This window comes from Ancylobacter vacuolatus (assembly GCF_030813595.1).
GTDB classification, from domain to species: Bacteria; Pseudomonadota; Alphaproteobacteria; order Rhizobiales; family Xanthobacteraceae; genus Ancylobacter; species Ancylobacter vacuolatus.
Genome location: NZ_JAUSUH010000012.1, coordinates 12,831 through 28,246, shown reverse-complemented (window position 1 = coordinate 28,246; position 15,416 = coordinate 12,831). Strand labels below are relative to the sequence as shown.

General features: G+C 66.3%; 13 protein-coding genes. 4 read left to right on the top strand and 9 right to left on the bottom strand.

Annotated elements, in window-relative coordinates; genetic code table 11:
- Positions 1-42: 42 nt before the first annotated feature.
- On the bottom strand, positions 43-939 hold the full coding sequence (locus J2S76_RS20355; RefSeq protein ID WP_307063518.1) for a LysR family transcriptional regulator: 897 nt from the start codon (positions 937-939) through the stop codon (positions 43-45).
- Positions 940-1,043: 104 nt separating this feature from the next.
- On the opposite strand from J2S76_RS20355, the gene J2S76_RS20350 reads away from it, so the two are divergent.
- The 3 genes from J2S76_RS20350 (at position 1,044) to J2S76_RS20340 (ending at position 6,470) form a co-directional block, all read left to right on the top strand.
- Complete coding sequence (locus tag J2S76_RS20350) at positions 1,044-2,078, top strand: aldo/keto reductase (RefSeq protein WP_307063516.1); 1,035 nt, start codon at positions 1,044-1,046, stop codon at positions 2,076-2,078.
- 15 nt (positions 2,079-2,093) lie between these two features.
- Positions 2,094-3,263 (top strand): MFS transporter, encoded by a 1,170-nt coding sequence (locus tag J2S76_RS20345; protein WP_307063514.1) that lies wholly within the window; start codon positions 2,094-2,096, stop codon positions 3,261-3,263.
- A gap of 513 nt (positions 3,264-3,776) precedes the next feature.
- Complete coding sequence (locus J2S76_RS20340) at positions 3,777-6,470, top strand: glycosyltransferase family 39 protein (RefSeq protein ID WP_307063511.1); 2,694 nt, start codon at positions 3,777-3,779, stop codon at positions 6,468-6,470.
- A 34-nt stretch (positions 6,471-6,504) separates the two neighbouring features.
- Here J2S76_RS20340 and J2S76_RS20335 read toward each other — a convergent pair whose 3' ends face one another.
- From J2S76_RS20335 to J2S76_RS20310, 6 genes are all read right to left on the bottom strand, one after another.
- Positions 6,505-7,821: a sensor histidine kinase gene (locus tag J2S76_RS20335; protein WP_307063509.1), complete on the bottom strand. Its 1,317-nt coding sequence runs from the start codon at positions 7,819-7,821 to the stop codon at positions 6,505-6,507.
- Positions 7,822-7,867: 46 nt separating this feature from the next.
- Positions 7,868-8,557: a response regulator transcription factor gene (locus J2S76_RS20330; RefSeq protein WP_307063507.1), complete on the bottom strand. Its 690-nt coding sequence runs from the start codon at positions 8,555-8,557 to the stop codon at positions 7,868-7,870.
- A gap of 199 nt (positions 8,558-8,756) precedes the next feature.
- On the bottom strand, positions 8,757-10,079 hold the full coding sequence (locus J2S76_RS20325) for a sensor histidine kinase (RefSeq protein WP_307063504.1): 1,323 nt from the start codon (positions 10,077-10,079) through the stop codon (positions 8,757-8,759).
- Positions 10,080-10,132: 53 nt separating this feature from the next.
- Positions 10,133-10,810: a response regulator transcription factor gene (locus tag J2S76_RS20320; RefSeq protein WP_307063502.1), complete on the bottom strand. Its 678-nt coding sequence runs from the start codon at positions 10,808-10,810 to the stop codon at positions 10,133-10,135.
- A 10-nt stretch (positions 10,811-10,820) separates the two neighbouring features.
- On the bottom strand, positions 10,821-11,399 hold the full coding sequence (locus J2S76_RS20315) for a cytochrome b/b6 domain-containing protein (protein ID WP_307063500.1): 579 nt from the start codon (positions 11,397-11,399) through the stop codon (positions 10,821-10,823).
- On the bottom strand, positions 11,399-11,671 hold the full coding sequence (locus J2S76_RS20310) for a PepSY domain-containing protein (RefSeq protein ID WP_307063498.1): 273 nt from the start codon (positions 11,669-11,671) through the stop codon (positions 11,399-11,401). Before J2S76_RS20310 ends, J2S76_RS20315 begins: the two co-directional genes overlap by 1 nt.
- 274 nt (positions 11,672-11,945) lie before the next feature.
- On the opposite strand from J2S76_RS20310, the gene J2S76_RS20305 reads away from it, so the two are divergent.
- Complete coding sequence (locus tag J2S76_RS20305; protein ID WP_307063496.1) at positions 11,946-12,461, top strand: ClbS/DfsB family four-helix bundle protein; 516 nt, start codon at positions 11,946-11,948, stop codon at positions 12,459-12,461.
- Positions 12,462-12,596: 135 nt separating this feature from the next.
- Here J2S76_RS20305 and J2S76_RS20300 read toward each other — a convergent pair whose 3' ends face one another.
- Together J2S76_RS20300 and J2S76_RS20295 are read right to left on the bottom strand one after the other, a co-directional pair.
- On the bottom strand, positions 12,597-14,021 hold the full coding sequence (locus J2S76_RS20300; RefSeq protein ID WP_307063493.1) for a basic amino acid/polyamine antiporter: 1,425 nt from the start codon (positions 14,019-14,021) through the stop codon (positions 12,597-12,599).
- Between the two features lie 150 nt (positions 14,022-14,171).
- A complete protein-coding gene (locus J2S76_RS20295) occupies positions 14,172-15,410 on the bottom strand; it encodes an arginine deiminase (protein ID WP_307063492.1) in 1,239 nt (412 codons plus the stop codon).
- Positions 15,411-15,416: the final 6 nt, after the last annotated feature.

The following is a 15,416-nucleotide window of genomic DNA, read 5'->3' as shown; positions in this document are numbered from 1 at the left end:
GACAGACACGATCTCTGCCGCGCAATACTCGCGCCGACGACGTCAGCGCAGGTGGTCGGCGAGATAGTCCACGAAGACGCGCACGCGTGCCGGCATGTTGGCGCCGCCCACGAAGACGGCATGGATCGGCTCGACATCACCGGGATTAAACGCCTCCAGCAGCGGCACCAGACGGCCGGCCGCCAGATCGTCGACGACCCCGAAATTGCCGACACGGGCAATTCCGACCGCATCCGCCGCGAGTTGGCCCAGCGTCTCGCCATTATTGGCCTCGATGTTGCCGGTGACGGTCAGCGCATAGTCGCGCCCCTCCCGGCGAAAGGGCCATACCGGCTCGGCGCGGCGGAAATTGAAGTTCAGGCAATTGTGGTGGAGCAGGTCCTCCGGCACCTCGGGCGTGCCGTGCCGCTGGAGATAGACGGGTGAGGCGACGATGGAGCGGCCGGTCTCGCCGAGCCGCCGTGCGGTCAAGGCGCTGTCCGCCAGCGGTCCGAACCTGATCGCCACATCCGCCTGCCCTGCGGCTATGTCGACGACGGCGTCGGTCAGGCTGATATCGACGAGAATATGCGGGTAAAGGCGGGCGAAATCGCCCAGCAACGGTACGATGCAGAGCCGCCCGTGAGAGAAGGCGGCGCTCACCCGCAGCCGCCCGCGCGGCGCGCCCTGGTCGGCGATCACCCGCTCGGCCTCGTCGAGATCGGCCAGGATGCGCCGGGCGGCGGCGAGATAGCTCTGCCCCTCCGCCGTGAGTGTGAGGGCTCGCGTGGTGCGGATCAACAGCCTTACGCCGAGACGTGCCTCGATCCGGTCGATCGTCCGGCTCACCGCCGAGGGGGTAAGGCCGAGCACGCGGCCGGCGGCGGAGAAGCTGCCGGTGCGCGCAATCGCTGAGAACACCTCCATCTCGCGCGCGCGATCGGACCCTTCGTTTCCCATCTTTGCGCTCCATTCAAGAATGCTTGGCCTGCAACAGGCCTACTCCCGCACTTCGCGATCGTCCATCTGTGCGGGGAAACATATTCTCGCCTTTGGAGGCCATCTTGGAATACAGGCAGTTGGGATCGTCGGGCCTGCGTGTGCCCGCCCTCAGTTTCGGTGCGGGGACGTTTGGCGGCACCGGGCCGCTGTTCGGCGCCTGGGGCCAGAGCGACGCCAATGAGGCGCGCCGGCTGGTCGACATCTGCCTTGAGGCGGGCGTCAATCTGTTCGACACGGCGGATGTCTACTCCGACGGCGCCTCGGAAAGGGTGCTGGGCGAGGCCATCCGGGGACGGCGCGACGCCGTGCTGATCTCGACCAAGACCGGCCTGCCGACCGGCGACGGGCCGGCCGACTGGGGCGTGTCGCGCAGCCGGCTGATCCGCCAGGTCGAGGCGGCGCTGCGCCGGCTCGGCACGGATTACATCGACCTGCTGCAGTTGCACGCTTTCGACGCCTCGACACCGGTCGAGGAGTTGCTCGCCACGCTTGAAACGCTCGTCGCTGCCGGCAAGGTCCGCTACACCGGCGTCTCCAACTATCCCGGCTGGCAGCTGATGAAGGCGCTGGGTGTCGCCGCGCGCGACAGCCGCCCGCGCTTCGTCGCCCATCAGGTCTATTACTCGCTGATCGGCCGCGCCTATGAGGCCGATCTGATGCCGCTCGGGGCGGATCAGGGCGTCGGTGCGCTGGTGTGGAGCCCGCTGGGCTGGGGCCGGCTGACCGGCAAGATCCGACGCGGCGCGCCGATCCCCGCGGGCAGCCGCCTGCACGAGACCGCGATTTTCGCCCCACCCGTCGAGGAGGAGCATCTCTTCCGTATTGTCGACGCTCTCGACGCCATCGCCGAGGAAACCGGGAAGACCGTGCCGCAGATCGCGATCAACTGGCTGCTGCAACGCCCGACGGTCGCCTCCGTCATCATCGGCGCGCGCAACGAGGAGCAGTTGCGCCAGAACCTCGGCGCGGTCGGCTGGTCGCTCACGCCGGCGCAGATGGCGGCGCTGGATTCCGCCAGCGCTGTGCTGCCGCCCTATCCCCACACGCCCTATCGCCAGCAGGAAGGGTTCGCCCGCCTGAACCCGCCGCTGGTCTGAACCGGAAGCCTTGCCATGAAACTGAATCCTCCGCTTCTCGCGCTGGCGGCCGGCGCCTTCGGCATCGGCGTAACCGAGTTCGCGCCGATGGGGCTTCTGCCGGTGATCGCCAGTGATCTCGGCGTCTCCATCCCGAGCGCCGGACTGCTGATCAGCGCCTATGCCGTCGGCGTCATGCTGGGGGCGCCGCTGATGACGCTCACCACCGGCCGTGTGCCGCGCCGCACCCTGCTGATCGGCCTGATGGCGATCTTCACCCTCGGCAATCTCATGGCGGCGCTGTCGACCAGCTATGAGATGCTGCTAGCGGCACGGCTGATCACCTCGCTGAATCATGGCGCCTTCTTCGGCGTCGGCTCGATCGTCGCCGCCAATCTGGTGCCGGAGAACCGGCGCGCCGGTGCGGTGGCCGCCATGTTCATGGGACTGACCATCGCCAATGTCGTCGGCGTGCCACTGGCGACCTGGGCCGGAGACCTGATCGGCTGGCGATCCGCCTTCTGGGGCATTGCCGTGCTCGGTGTGGTCGCGATGGCGTCGCTGCGCCTCACGCTGCCCGATATGCCCGCCGAGGCCGGCGGCGACATGATGTCCGAGCTGAAGGTGCTTGGCCGCGCCCCTGTGTTGCTGGCGCTCACACTCACCGTGCTGAGTTCCACCGCCATGTTCACGGTCTTCACCTACATCGCGCCGATCCTGCAGCAGGAGACGCAGGCCTCCATCGGCTTCGTCACCGCGATGCTGGTGACTTATGGCGTCGGCCTCACTGTCGGCAACTGGCTGGGCGGCCGGTTCGCCGACCGCTCGGTGGACCGGACGCTCATCGTCACGCTCGCATCGCTGGTCGTGCTGCTGGTTGCCTTCGCCTTTGCCATGCCGTTCGCCGCGGCCAGCGCCGTGCTGATCTTCCTGTGGGGCATCGCCAGCTTCGCGCTGGTGCCGCCGCTGCAGATGCGGGTGATGGAAGCCGCCTCGGACGCGCCGAACCTCGCCTCATCGGTGAATATCGGCGCCTTCAACCTGGGCAATGCCATCGGCGCGGCGCTGGGGGGCGCGGTGATCAGTGGCGGGCTGGGCTATCCCGCCGTCTCGCTCGCCGGCGCCGCGGCGGCCGCTTCCGGCCTGGCGCTGGTGTTGACGATGGCCCGGCGCCGTCGGCCTGTCATGGTCTGCGGTCTGCCCTGACCTTTAGGACGCGCCAAGGGGACGAAGCCGCTGGCCCGGCAACCGCGCTGCATGACGGGTGTTCGGTTGTTTTCGATGGGGCGCCCGGCATAGGCCGACGGACGATCATGGGGTTTCTCAATCGTAGGAGAGCCCCATGGACGCTTGCGCGCCTTCCACCAGCGCCGGCCAGCCATCAGCCCGCTGCGGCTGCGGATGATCGAGGACATGACCATCCGCCGGTGTGGCGACCACACCTAGCGGGATGCGGACCGCCAGGTCGCCCGTTCTCCGCCGGCCTCGGCTGGGCGCGGGACCAAGCCGAGCCCGAGGATCTGCGGCGCTGCGCCGCGTGGGAGGTCGACGCCAGGCGCCCCTTCGCGCGCCCCACGGCCCATCCCGAATGGCCGTGCGCGGCGTGACTTCGGCCAATTCGCTCCGATGTCAGGTTGCCGTCAGTTACCGCTGCGAGGATTGCGGCGCGGACGACGGCTGATCGGCCGCGGTTCCCGTGTTCGGTCAAGGCTGCCCCTCGTGCTTTTATCCCTTCAACAGCCTGTTCTCGTCTCCGTCATCGTGCCCACCCTCAACGAAATCGACAATATCGACCTGGTCCTGGCGGCCATTCTCGCGGAAGCCGGCGATAGCATCGCCTTTGACATTCTCGTCGCCGATGGTGGCTCGACCGACGGCACCATCGGGCGGGTGCGTGAATGGGAGGCCGTCGCCAAGGTGCGGCTCGTGGCGGGAGGTGGCGGTAAAGGCCTTGCCTGCGACGTGCTGACGGCCGCACGGGCCGCCAAGGCGGACATTGTCGTGGTGCTTGACGCCGACCTCAGCCATCCCCCCGCGCGGATTCGCGACCTGATCAAGCCGGTTATCGACGGCACCAGCGACATGGCGGTCGGAAGCCGCTACGTGCCCGGCGGCGCGACGCCGGGCTTGCCGTGGCAACGGCGGCTGCTCTCGCGGCTCGGCGGCCTGCTCGCCTGGCCGCTCACCGAGCTGAAGGACCCGATGTCCGGCTTCTTCGCCGTCCGCCGGCAGCGCCTGCTGGAGCTCGACCCGGCAGTGGCCGGATTCAAGCTTGGCCTGGAAGTCATCGCCCAAGGCGGCGGGGCACTTCGGGTGACGGAAGTTCCCATCGTTTCCCGCGACCGCCTTCACGGCCAGTCGAAGATCGGCATCGGGCAGATGGTGGCCTATATGCGCCGGCTGCTGGTTCTGGCCGGTGGGGCGATCTCGCCCGGGAGCGCGGGGCGCTTCGCCGCCGTCGGCATGATCGGCATGCTGGTCGACCTCGCTGCGTTCGAAGTGTTCTTCGGCATGGGCGCGGCGCTGCTGGCCGCCCATATCGGCAGCTTCTGCATCGCTGCCGTCTGCAATTACGGCCTCAATTCGCGCTGGGCCTTCGCGCCCGGTTGCGGCGCGGGTCAGGAGCGGTCCCCCGCGTATTTTGGGCGCTTCCTCACCGTATGCCTGCTGGCGTTGGCGATCCGCGGCGGGGTGCTCGCCGGCGCGATAAGCCTGTTCGCGCTGCCGCCGCAGATCGCCATCCTGTTCGCCATCGGCGCGGCGGCGATCGTGAGCTATCTGGGCTCGGCCTTCTTCGTGTTCCCCTCGATCAACCCCCGCGTCCCCCAGCACATTCGCTGGCGCGTCGCCGCGATCGGCGTGGTCGCCTATGTCCTCGTGCTGCGGCTGCTCTTCCTCGGCCTCGCCGACCTGCTGCCGCAGGAGGCGTATTACTGGAACTACGCGCATCATCTGGATATCGGCTATCTCGATCACCCGCCCATGGTCGCGTGGCTGATCTGGGCTGGTACCGGCGTGTTCGGCGACAATGAGGTGGGCGTGCGGATCGGGGCCTATCTCGGCTGGTTCGCCACGGCATTCTTCAGCTTCAAACTGGCCCAAAACATGTGCGGCAAGTCGGCGGCGTTTGTGAGCCTGCTGCTTGTCGCCACGCTACCCTTCTTCTTCGCCTCGGGGCTGGTCATCACGCCGGATGCCCCGCTGACCGCGGCCTGGGCCGGCGCGCTTTTCTTCCTGGAGCGCGCGCTGGTGGCGAACAAGCGGCATGCGTGGTGGGGCGTGGGCATCTGCATCGGGCTGGGGATGCTGTCCAAATACACCATCAGCCTGCTCGGGCCGGCCACGCTGGTCTTCATCCTCGCCGATACCCGCGCCCGGGCATGGCTGGCGCGGCCTGAGCCTTATCTGGCGGCGGTGCTCGCTTTGCTGATATTCTCCCCGGTCATCTACTGGAACCTGGAGCACGACTGGTCCTCTTTCGCCTTCCAGAGTTCCCGCCGCGTCGCGGCGCCGGCCAACTTCTCGTTTCCCGCCCTCGTGCTGGGTGTGGCCGCGCTGCTGACCCCGCTGGGGCTCACGGCGGCGGCGATGGCGCTGGGCAAGCGCGGTTCACCCCGGCGGGAGGGCGGCCTGCCCTCGCCCCTTCGCCGCCACCGGCGCTTCATCGCGATCTTCACCCTTGTACCGCTGTCGGTCTTCGTTCTGTTCAGCCTGTCGCACACCGTCAAGCTGAACTGGACCGGCCCGCTCTGGCTCGCCGTGCTGCCGGCGATATCCGCGAGCATCCTCGCGCTCGCGGAGAGCCGGTCCAGCCTCGAGCTGCGCGTCCGGCGGCTCTGGATGCCCACCGTCGCGGTCACGCTGGTGATGTACGGGCTTGGCCTGAACTATCTGGTGCTGGGCTTCCCCGGCCTGGGCTATCTCACCCCCTTGCCGGACGTGCCGATCGCCTGGCGCGAATTCGGCCGCGAGGCCATGTCCATCGAGCGGGACGTCGAGCTGGAGGCCGGGGCGGAGCCGATGCTGATCGGCATGGACACTTACAATCTCGCCAGCCAGCTTGCCTTCTACGGCAATCAGACGGGCGAAGGCGTCGCCAATTCCGTCGGGCGTGGCGTGCTGGGAAAGGCGAGCCTGATGTATGACTACTGGTTCAAGCCCGACGCCATGCTGGGCCGGCCGGCCATTCTGTTCGCCTTCAAGCGACAGCAGATCGACGATGGCGCGCTTGACGCCCAGTTCGCGTCGCTCAGCCCCGTGGCGGAGCGCGTCATCACCAAGAACGGGCGCCCGGCCGGACACTTCTATTACCGTATCGGGCATCGCTTTCAGGGCTTGAAGGGCGAGTCGGCGCCGCAGAACCAGGCGTCAGCCGATTTGCAGCCGGGGCCGCAACGGGTCTCGAACCAATGAAGCCGGGATCGTACCACGACGCAGACAGGCGGGGTCAGAGGCCCCGGTGGCTGGTCGGCAGATAGACCCGGACGCGGGTGACCGTCGTCCCCGACACAAAGGCGGCCTCACCGCCGTGATTGCGCGCGACCTGACGGACGATGGCGAGGCCAAGGCCCGTGCCGCTTGAAGAAGAATTGCCTTTTCGGAAGCGGGTGAACAGCTCGTCGTCGAGCGCGGCCACGCCTTCATCCTCGACCTCGATGACAAAGCCATGCCCGGGGTTGTCGACCGGCCAGGCGCTGACCTTGATCCGGCCGCGCCCGTGGAACAGCGCGTTCTCGATGAGGTTGCGCATCATGTCGCGCAGATCGTCCGGCTGACCGCGCATCTGCGCGCTGTCGGGGACGCCGATTTCGATCGTCCGGCTGGCTTCTTCCGCAAGCGGAAGAAGCATGGCCGCGGCCTCGCGAACCAGGCGCGAAAGGTTGACGAGAGCCATGCTCGACGCATCGCGATCGTGTTCGGCGCTTTCCTTGCGGGCGAGGTCGAGCAGCTGGGTCACCAGCTTGTTGAGCGTGGCGATCTCCCGCTCCACGGTCGGCCAGTCCACCATGTTCTTCATCTTCGCCTGCTGCAGCCGCAGGTTCAGGACGGACAGCGGGGTCCGCAGCTCATGGGCAGCATCGGCGGTCAGGCGTTTTTCCACCGCATAGGCCTTGGCGAGCCGTTCGACCGCGCCGTTCGCCGCATCGGCCAGCGGGCGGATTTCCGTCGGCAGCCACTCGGTCGCAATGCGCCCGGCGGGGTTGCCCGGCCCGATCGCCCGCGCCTGCTCACACGCCCGCGCCACCGGGCGCAGGCTCCACTCGGTAATGAGCCAGATGATCATCAGCGAGATGAGCACGAACGGCACGAGCACGTAGAAAAGCCCCTCCAGTTCCTCCTCGATGACCGTGAAGGCCAGGGCATCCTCATCCGGCCTGCTGCGGCCGACGACGAGTGTGTGGCGGTCGCCTGTCAGGGTCGACAGCACGATGATGTAACCGGGCTCGGCATTGATGAAGCTCATAGGGCCGAAGCGTCCCGAAGCCGGGGCCTCGATCAGCGGCAGTTCTTTAGCGAGGTTCGGGGATCGGGCGACCGGCCTCCCCTCCTTGTCGTACAGCGAGTAGAACGAGGTGCCCTCGGGGCCGGTGTATAATGTCGCCAGATCCTCCGGCAGCGAGACCGTGATGGCGCCCGTCTCAGCGATGGTCAGCGCGCTGATCAGCTCGCGCGCCTGGCTTTGCAGCGTGCGCTCCTCCAAGTGTTCGCCGACCGCAAAGGCCTCGCGATAGTAATAGATCATCGCCCCGCCGAGGCCGAGCACGAAGGTGAGCGACATCGCCACCAGAAGCCGGCGGCGCAGGCTGTATTCACCCTTCATCATCGCCGCCCAGCGCCATGCAGTAGCCAATGCCGCGCATCGTCGTGATGGTCACGCCGGCCTTGGCTGCCGCAAGCTTCTTTCGAAGCCGCGAGACCGCCGCCTCTATGGCATTGCTGCTGACCTCCTGCTCGATCGAGTACAGCCGATCCTCCAGGGCATCCTTCACCACGACCCGCCCGGCTGCCCGCAGCAGTTCCTCCAGCAAAGCCAGTTCGCGACGTGCAAGCTCAATGGGTATGTCATCGACAAGGGCCTGACGCGACATCGAGTCGAAGGACAGCCGGCCGCAGGCATAGCGGACGGAACCGCGCTGTCCGGGCCGGCGCAGCACGACACGCAGCCGCGCCTCGAGCTCAACCAGCTCGAATGGCTTCACGATGTAGTCGTCGGCACCGGAATTGAGCCCGCTCAACCGGCTCTGCAAACTGTCGCGCGCGGTCACGATCAAGGCCGGAAGCCTGTCGCCCGTGCGCGCCCGCACCTGCCGGAGCACGTCCATGCCGTCAATATCCGGCAGCCCGAGATCGAGCACCATGGCGTCGTAGGGCACGGTGGCCACCGCCGCGAGCGCCTCATTCCCGGTCCTGACCGCATCCACCACGAAGCCGCTCCTGGTCAGGTGATCGGCAACGATCTCGCGCATCGACGGATTATCTTCCAGCAGAAGGATCTTCATCAGACTTCATCGGTGGTTGGGCGCCATAGCCAACGGGGGCGCCGTCGGCTTTGGGTACGCGTGACCCGTCCGTTTCCGGCCATGTCTGGCGTGTCCGGGATGCGGGTGGAGGACATGAAATGAGAACATTGCTCGACATCGCGTCGAGCGCTGCAAGGGCCATGATGACGCGCACGCTAACGCCCTCCTGGCTGAGGCGCTAGGCAGGATCAGGCGTTGACGGCGCCGCCGCAGGCGGCAGCCGCAACAGCGCTTTCGTGCCCCGCGGCTCGTTTGCCGTGAGCGTGAAGTCGCCGCCGTGCAGCGCTGCGATGCGGCTCACAATCTCCAGACCTATGCCAACCCCGCCCTCCGGCGCATAATAGCCTTCGGTTCCGGCGAGACGGTACCCTTTGCCGTCGTCCATCACGGTCACGCATGGCCCCGGCTCTGTGCCGACAAGGACCGCGACACCCGGACCACCATGGCGGACGGCATTCTCGACGAGGTTGCGGACGGCATCCTTCAGCAGCCCGACATGCGCGATCACCCGCGCGTTTCCAGAGGGCTCGAAGGCGATGGTGGCGCCATGCGCATAGACCCATGGCGCAAGCGAACCCACGACCTCGCCCAGCATATCGTCCAGCCCCATGGGCGTGAACGTGGCACGGTCCGTCGCCTCCAGCCGCGCCAGCGTCACCAATTGCTGCAGCAGCCGGGTGAGTTCGTCCACCTCGCCCATCGCCCGGCGCGCGCGTACATCGTCGATGCCCTCCAGCTCCAGCCGGATCACCGCAAGCGGCGTGCGTATCTCGTGCGCGATCGCCGAAGTGAACAGCTTCTGCGCCGCCATCAGCTCCCGGATACGGTCGAAGCTCCGGTTCACCGCGCCGGTGAGCTGGGCGATCTCCCGCGGCATGCCGGCATCGTCAAGCCGCGCATCGCTGCGCAACGGGTCGAGCGTCTCCGCCTTGTGAGCGGCGCGCACAACGGGGCGCAGCGCCGCTCGTATCGACAGCAGGGTGGCGCCGAGGACGAAGATCACCGTCAGGCTCATTGGAACGAGCATGTGCTCCAGCGCCTCGTCGAACAGAACTCCCCAGACGGCCGCGCGCGGATCACCGGCGATCGCGATTTCGATGAAGACCGCGCGGTCGCCGATTTGAACCGTGCGGCCGCCGGCGATCGACATCGGGTAACCGGGCGCGATGTGGCGCAACCAGAACGACGGCGGGTTTACGTCGAGGGGGAGGAAATGATCGGCGCACGCCGCATCGCAGTGCGAGAACAGCACAACGCCGTTCGCCGTGCGAACCCGCGCCACATAGCCGGAGCCGGCAACGTCATAGCGGCTGGCGAGGCCCGTTGGCAGTTCGTAGGCGAGACGGGTTCCGTTCTCCCTCAGTCCGCCCGCCAGCGCCGTGGTTTCCTGCTCCAGCATCAGCCGGCCAAGATTTTCCGGATCCCGGCCATATTCCCAGAGCACCGCGACCAGCTGCGCCAGCATGGCGAGGCCGGCGAACAAGACGATGCGCACGCCCACAATGCGCCCGAGCGGGCGCGCCGAGCGGGCCGGGCGGGCTCCTGGAAAATCCTTCACGCTTCGGTCTCGCGCAGCAGATAGCCGACGCCGCGCACGGTCTCGATGGCAACCTGCGTGGGATAAGGCGCGAGCTTCCGGCGCAAACGCGAGAGCAAGACCTCGATGGCGTTGGCGCTGGCTTCGGCGTCGTATTCCGACAGTCTTTCCTCCAGCCCGCGCTTGAGTGTGACGCGGCCGACATTGCGCATCAGGATTTCCAGCATGGCGCGCTCGCGCGGCGCAAGTCGCAGGACGGCGCCGGCGCAGCCGAACTCCTGCGTCGCCGGATCGAAGCTCAGCGCGCCGGCAACGAGCACGGGATCGCTGGAGAGCGGGGCGCGGCGCAGCAGGGCGCGAACGCGCGCAAGCAGTTCGCCATTGTTGAACGGCTTGGTCAGGTAGTCGTCGGCACCGGCATCGAGCCCGGCGATGCGCTCGTCAATGGCGGCCCGCGCCGTGAGCATGAGAACCGGCGTCGGGTCTTTGCGCCGCCGCAACTGCCGCACTATGTCGGTGCCGTCTCCATCGGGCAGGCCAAGGTCGAGCAGCACCAGGTCATACTGCTGGTTGGCGAGCGCTTCCTCGGCATCGAGCCGGGTCGCCACCGCGTCGAGCCGCCAGCCGGCGCCACGGATGGTTTCGCCGACCAGATCGCGCAGCCGGGCGCTGTCCTCGACGAGAAGCAGTCTCATGCCAGCGTTCTCATGCGCGCTTTCGCCCCGTCACCATGGACCAGACAAGATTCTCGCTGTGCCGCCAGCTCTCGAATAAAGCGGCCGCCGCATGGAGCAAGGCAAGCACCAGGATACTGTTCGCAACAAGGCCGTGCAGCTCCTCCACCCATTCTTCACCCCAGAAGGCATCGAGCCCCATCATCCACCCGGTGACGCAAACCCCGGCCAGCAGCACCATCAAGGCCAGCATCATCAGCGCCCCGGCCGGGTTGTGGCCGAGAGTGCGTGGCTCTCGGCCCTTGACCAACTCCGACATATAGGACGCGAGGCGCTTCGGCGTCGGGATAAAATCGGCAAAGCGCGCATGGCGCGTGCCAATAAAGCCCCAGACCACCCGGATTGAAAGCGCCACGGCGACGGCATAGCCAACCACCTCATGGGGAAGTTCGCCATCGTCGAGAATGAACAGGTTGAGGACGCAGCCGGTCACAACAGTCCAGTGGAACACCCTGACCAGGAGGTCCCACACATGGACGGTTGCGCCTGCCACTGGCGCGTTAGCGGCCGAGGGAACGACGCCCTCGGCCTCCATTGTCTGGCGCGACATCAGTCGATCTCGGACTTCACGACAGCGCCGGTCACCGGGTTGAAATAGACCTCGGCCTTCCTGTTGTCCTTGGTATAGCCGTAGATCTCGTAGCAGCTTCCAGAGACCTTGAACGTCTTGATCTTCTGGTAGCCCATTTCGGTGACCTTGGCCTTCATGGCATCTTCGGTCATCCACTTGTCTTTGGCCTCGGTGGTGCAGACCGGACCGGCGAAGGCGGCGACAGGAGCGAGGATGGCGGCAGCCGTCAGCGTGGCGATAAGGTAGCGCATGGGAGATCCTTCCGTTGAGATCAGCGGTGTGTTGCGATCGAGCGGAACCTAGCGGCGCCGACCTGTCGGGAACCTGTCGGCTGAGCCGCCGCCTATAGGGAGAGTGCCCATGCACAGCTCTGCGCTCTCTTGGCGCCATTTTGTCGAAAACAGGCAAGGTCCAGCCCATTCCGCAGACGTGACCTTTCGCTAAACTCGCCATTCAGCGACAGGGCAAAAATCGGCCGCGAGACGCGAAGAGACGTCGAGATTTGCAGGGCACGGGTAGAAAAATATGGCTGTCCCCACGAACAAAGACGAACTGCTCAACGCGATAAATACAAATTTCGATAAGCTCATTGCCGAGTTAAGCAGCTTCCCGCTGTTGGTCGTCGATCAATGCAGCCTGGAGGGTCACGCCAAGAAAACCCAGATGAGCGTTGCTAATCTCGTCGCCTATCTGGTCGGGTGGAATGAGCTGGTGGTGAAATGGCTCGACCGAGACGCGGCAGGCGAGCCGATCGATTTCCCCGACACCGGCTTCAAGTGGAACGAGCTGGGCCGCCTCGCTCAGCGATTCTATCGCGATTATGAAGGCGTCCCCTATCTCCAGCTCATCGAGCGTCTGGCCGCAGCAAAGGCCCGGATCGTGTCGCTGATCGAAGCCCGCAGCGACGGGGATCTATATGGCCGTCCTTGGTATGAGAAATGGACGATGGGCCGGATGATACAGTTCAACACGGCATCGCCTTACGCCAATGCACGCGGGCGGTTGCGGAAATGGCGGAAAACGAAAAGCCTGTCGCACTGACATGCTGCCTCCTCTCCTGCCGGCCATGCTTTATGTGCGACGACGGACCGAAAGCGCGGACCATGTCCGCGATCGTGTGGTGACCCGGCGAACAGCCTTCTCGCGCATCCGGGCTTTCGCCGATCGTCGTCGAGCTCACACGCTGATGCGCCCGGTTGCCAGGCCGAAGATCGCCAGGGCCGCCCCCGCGACGGCGAAGGCGAACAGCAGACGTTCGACGGGTGTGAAAATGGGCTGGCCGCGCTCGCGCTGCGCCAGGATGAAGAGGGCAGTTCCCGGCGCATAGATCACCAGCGACAGCAGCAGGAACTTCAGTCCGCCGGCATAGATCAGCCCGACGGTGTAGAGCGTGGCGAGACCGGCGCGCACCAGATCGCCCGCGCGGCCCTTGGGCTTCTCAGCATAGGTGGCGCCGCTCCACGCCAGTTTCAGCGCATAGGCCGCGACCAGAAGATAGGGCAGCAGGATCATCGACGAGGTGAGCTTGAGCGCCAGCAGGAAGGCCTGCTCGGCGAACAGCGTCAGGATGAGAAAGACCTGCACCAGAAGATTGGTCAGCCACAGCGCCGCGAAGGGCACCTTGTTGCGGTTCTCGGCCCCGAGAAAGGCCGGCATGGTTTCCATCCGTGCGGCCGAGAACAGCACTTCGGCAGCCAGCAGGGACCATGAGAGATAGGCGCCGAGCACCGAGACGATGAGCCCGACGGAGATGAACACCGCCCCCCAGGGGCCGACAACGGCCTGCAGCACGCCCGCCATGGAGGGGTTGCGCAGGGCCGCGAGATCGGGGCGCAGCAGCACGCCATAGGACAGCATCGTCACCAGAACGAGCAGGCACAACACGCCGACAAAGCCCAGCAGCGTGGCGAGGCCGACATCCGAGCGCCGGCGCGCATAACGTGAATAGACGCTGGCGCCTTCAATGCCGACGAAGACGAAGACCGTGACCAGCATCGTGCCCCGCACCTGGTCGAACAGGCTGCCGGCGTCCGGACCGCCCCAGAAGTTCGCGGCGAAGATGTCGGCCTTGAAACCGAAGCCGACGAAAACGAGGAACATCAAGATCGGAATGATCTTGGCGACGGTGACGAGGGTGTTGAGTGCCGCCGCCTCGCGCACGCCGCGCAGGATGAGAAAATGCACGGTCCACACGCCGACCGAAGAGACCGCCACGGCGATGACGGTGTTGCCATCGCCGAAGATCGGGAACAGCGCGCCGAGCGTCGACTTGATCAGCACCCAATAGGACACGTTGCCGAGGCAGCACACCGTCCAGTAGCCGAGCGCCGAGGCGAAGCCGAGATAATTCCCGAAGCCGTCCTTGGCATAGGCGAATACGCCGGCATCGAGATCGGGCTTGCGACGCGACAGGGTCTGGAACACGAAGGCGAGCATCAGCATGCCGCCGCCGGCGATGGCCCAGGCGATAAGCGCACCGAGGCCGCCAGTGACACGCCCGAAGGTCTGCGGCAGCGAGAAGATGCCGGCACCGACCATGGAACCCACGACCATGGCGGTCAGCGTCGGCAAGGCGAAGGTCTGCGGCGTGGGCGAGGTCATGGGTGCGCCTGGAGTCGTGTGGGTGCGCCCTGCCCTCACCCCATCGGCAACGGCCTGCGCCTGCGGGCACGGAAGGATGCGCGGCTGCCGAGCGTCGAGGGGCCCTCGTCGCGGCCCTCTCGCCGCCGGGACGAGCGCGGTGCGCCGCGATCAGTAGTCCACCGCGTCGCGAATGATCGGGCACGTCATGCAATGCCCGCCGCCACGCCCGCGCCCGAGTTCGGAACCGTCAATGGTGATGACCTCGATGCCGGCCTTGCGCAGCAGCGTATTGGCGTAGGTGTTGCGATCATAGGCGAATACGACGCCCGGCGAGGCGCAGACAAGGTTGGCGCCGGAATCCCACTGCGTGCGCTCGCGCATATAGTCATTGCCGCCGGTCTGGACGACCCGCATGTCCTTCAGGCCAAGCGCCTCGCGCACCGTCTCGACAAGGCCACCCTTGTCCTTGTGCAGCTCGACGCCGCCCTTGCCGTCCGGGCGATAGGAGAAGCAGTCGATCTTGTCGACAATGTCAGGATAGAGCAGCACGCAGTCGCGGTCGGCGAAGGTGAACACCGTGTCGAGATGCATCGCCGCGCGCAGCTTCGGCATGGCGGCGATGATCACACGCTCGGCGGCGCCCTGCGCGAACAGCGCGGCGGCCAGCTGACTGATGGCCTGGCGCGAGGTCCGCTCGCTCATGCCGATCAGCACGTTGCCCTTGCCGATCGGCATCACGTCGCCGCCTTCCAGCGTGGCAAGGCCCCAATCCTTGGTCGGGTCGCCCCACCACACCTTCACCTTGCCGGCGAAGTCCGGGTGAAACTTGTAGATCGAGGTGGTGAGGATGGTTTCCTCATGCCGCGCCGGCCAGTAGAGCGGGTTCTGCGTCACGCCGCCATAAATCCAGCAGGTGGTGTCGCGGGTGTAGAGCGTGTTCGGCAGCGGCGGCAGCAGATATTCGTTCACGCCGGCCGCGTCGCGGATCAGCGCCAGCGTTTCGCCGCCGATGGTCTCGGGAAATTCATAGGTGGAGAGACCGCCGATCAGGGTCTCGGCCAGCTGGCGGTTGGGCAGGCCGTCGAGATAGGAACGCACCTCGTCGACAAAGCCGACCCCGATCGTGTTCGGCACCACCTGATGGTCGAGAATCCAGGCCCGTGCCTCGGGGATGGCGACTGTCTCGGTCAGCAGATTGTGCATTTCGACGACCTCGATGCCGCGGTCGCGCATCTTGGTGATGAAGTCGAAATGGTCGCGCTTGGCGACGTCGACCCACAGCACATCGTCGAACAGCAACTGGTCGCAATTGCTGGGCGTCAGCCTTTGATGGGCGCGGCCGGGCGCGCACACCATGACCTTGCGCAGCTGGCCGACCTCGGAATGCACACCGAAGGGGGATTCCATCATGAG

Excerpts from the sequence above, each read along its gene's own strand:
- J2S76_RS20320 (WP_307063502.1), bottom strand. The coding sequence starts at position 10,810 with ATGAGACTGCTTCTCGTCGAGGACAGCGCCCGGCTGCGCGATCTGGTC.
- J2S76_RS20295 (WP_307063492.1), bottom strand. The coding sequence starts at position 15,410 with ATGGAATCCCCCTTCGGTGTGCATTCCGAGGTCGGCCAGCTGCGCAAG.
- J2S76_RS20330 (WP_307063507.1), bottom strand. The coding sequence starts at position 8,557 with ATGAAGATCCTTCTGCTGGAAGATAATCCGTCGATGCGCGAGATCGTT.
- J2S76_RS20345 (WP_307063514.1), top strand. The coding sequence starts at position 2,094 with ATGAAACTGAATCCTCCGCTTCTCGCGCTGGCGGCCGGCGCCTTCGGC.
- J2S76_RS20300 (WP_307063493.1), bottom strand. The coding sequence starts at position 14,021 with ATGACCTCGCCCACGCCGCAGACCTTCGCCTTGCCGACGCTGACCGCC.
- J2S76_RS20310 (WP_307063498.1), bottom strand. The coding sequence starts at position 11,671 with ATGCGCTACCTTATCGCCACGCTGACGGCTGCCGCCATCCTCGCTCCT.
- J2S76_RS20305 (WP_307063496.1), top strand. The coding sequence starts at position 11,946 with ATGGCTGTCCCCACGAACAAAGACGAACTGCTCAACGCGATAAATACA.
- J2S76_RS20315 (WP_307063500.1), bottom strand. The coding sequence starts at position 11,399 with ATGTCGCGCCAGACAATGGAGGCCGAGGGCGTCGTTCCCTCGGCCGCT.
- J2S76_RS20355 (WP_307063518.1), bottom strand. The coding sequence starts at position 939 with ATGGGAAACGAAGGGTCCGATCGCGCGCGCGAGATGGAGGTGTTCTCA.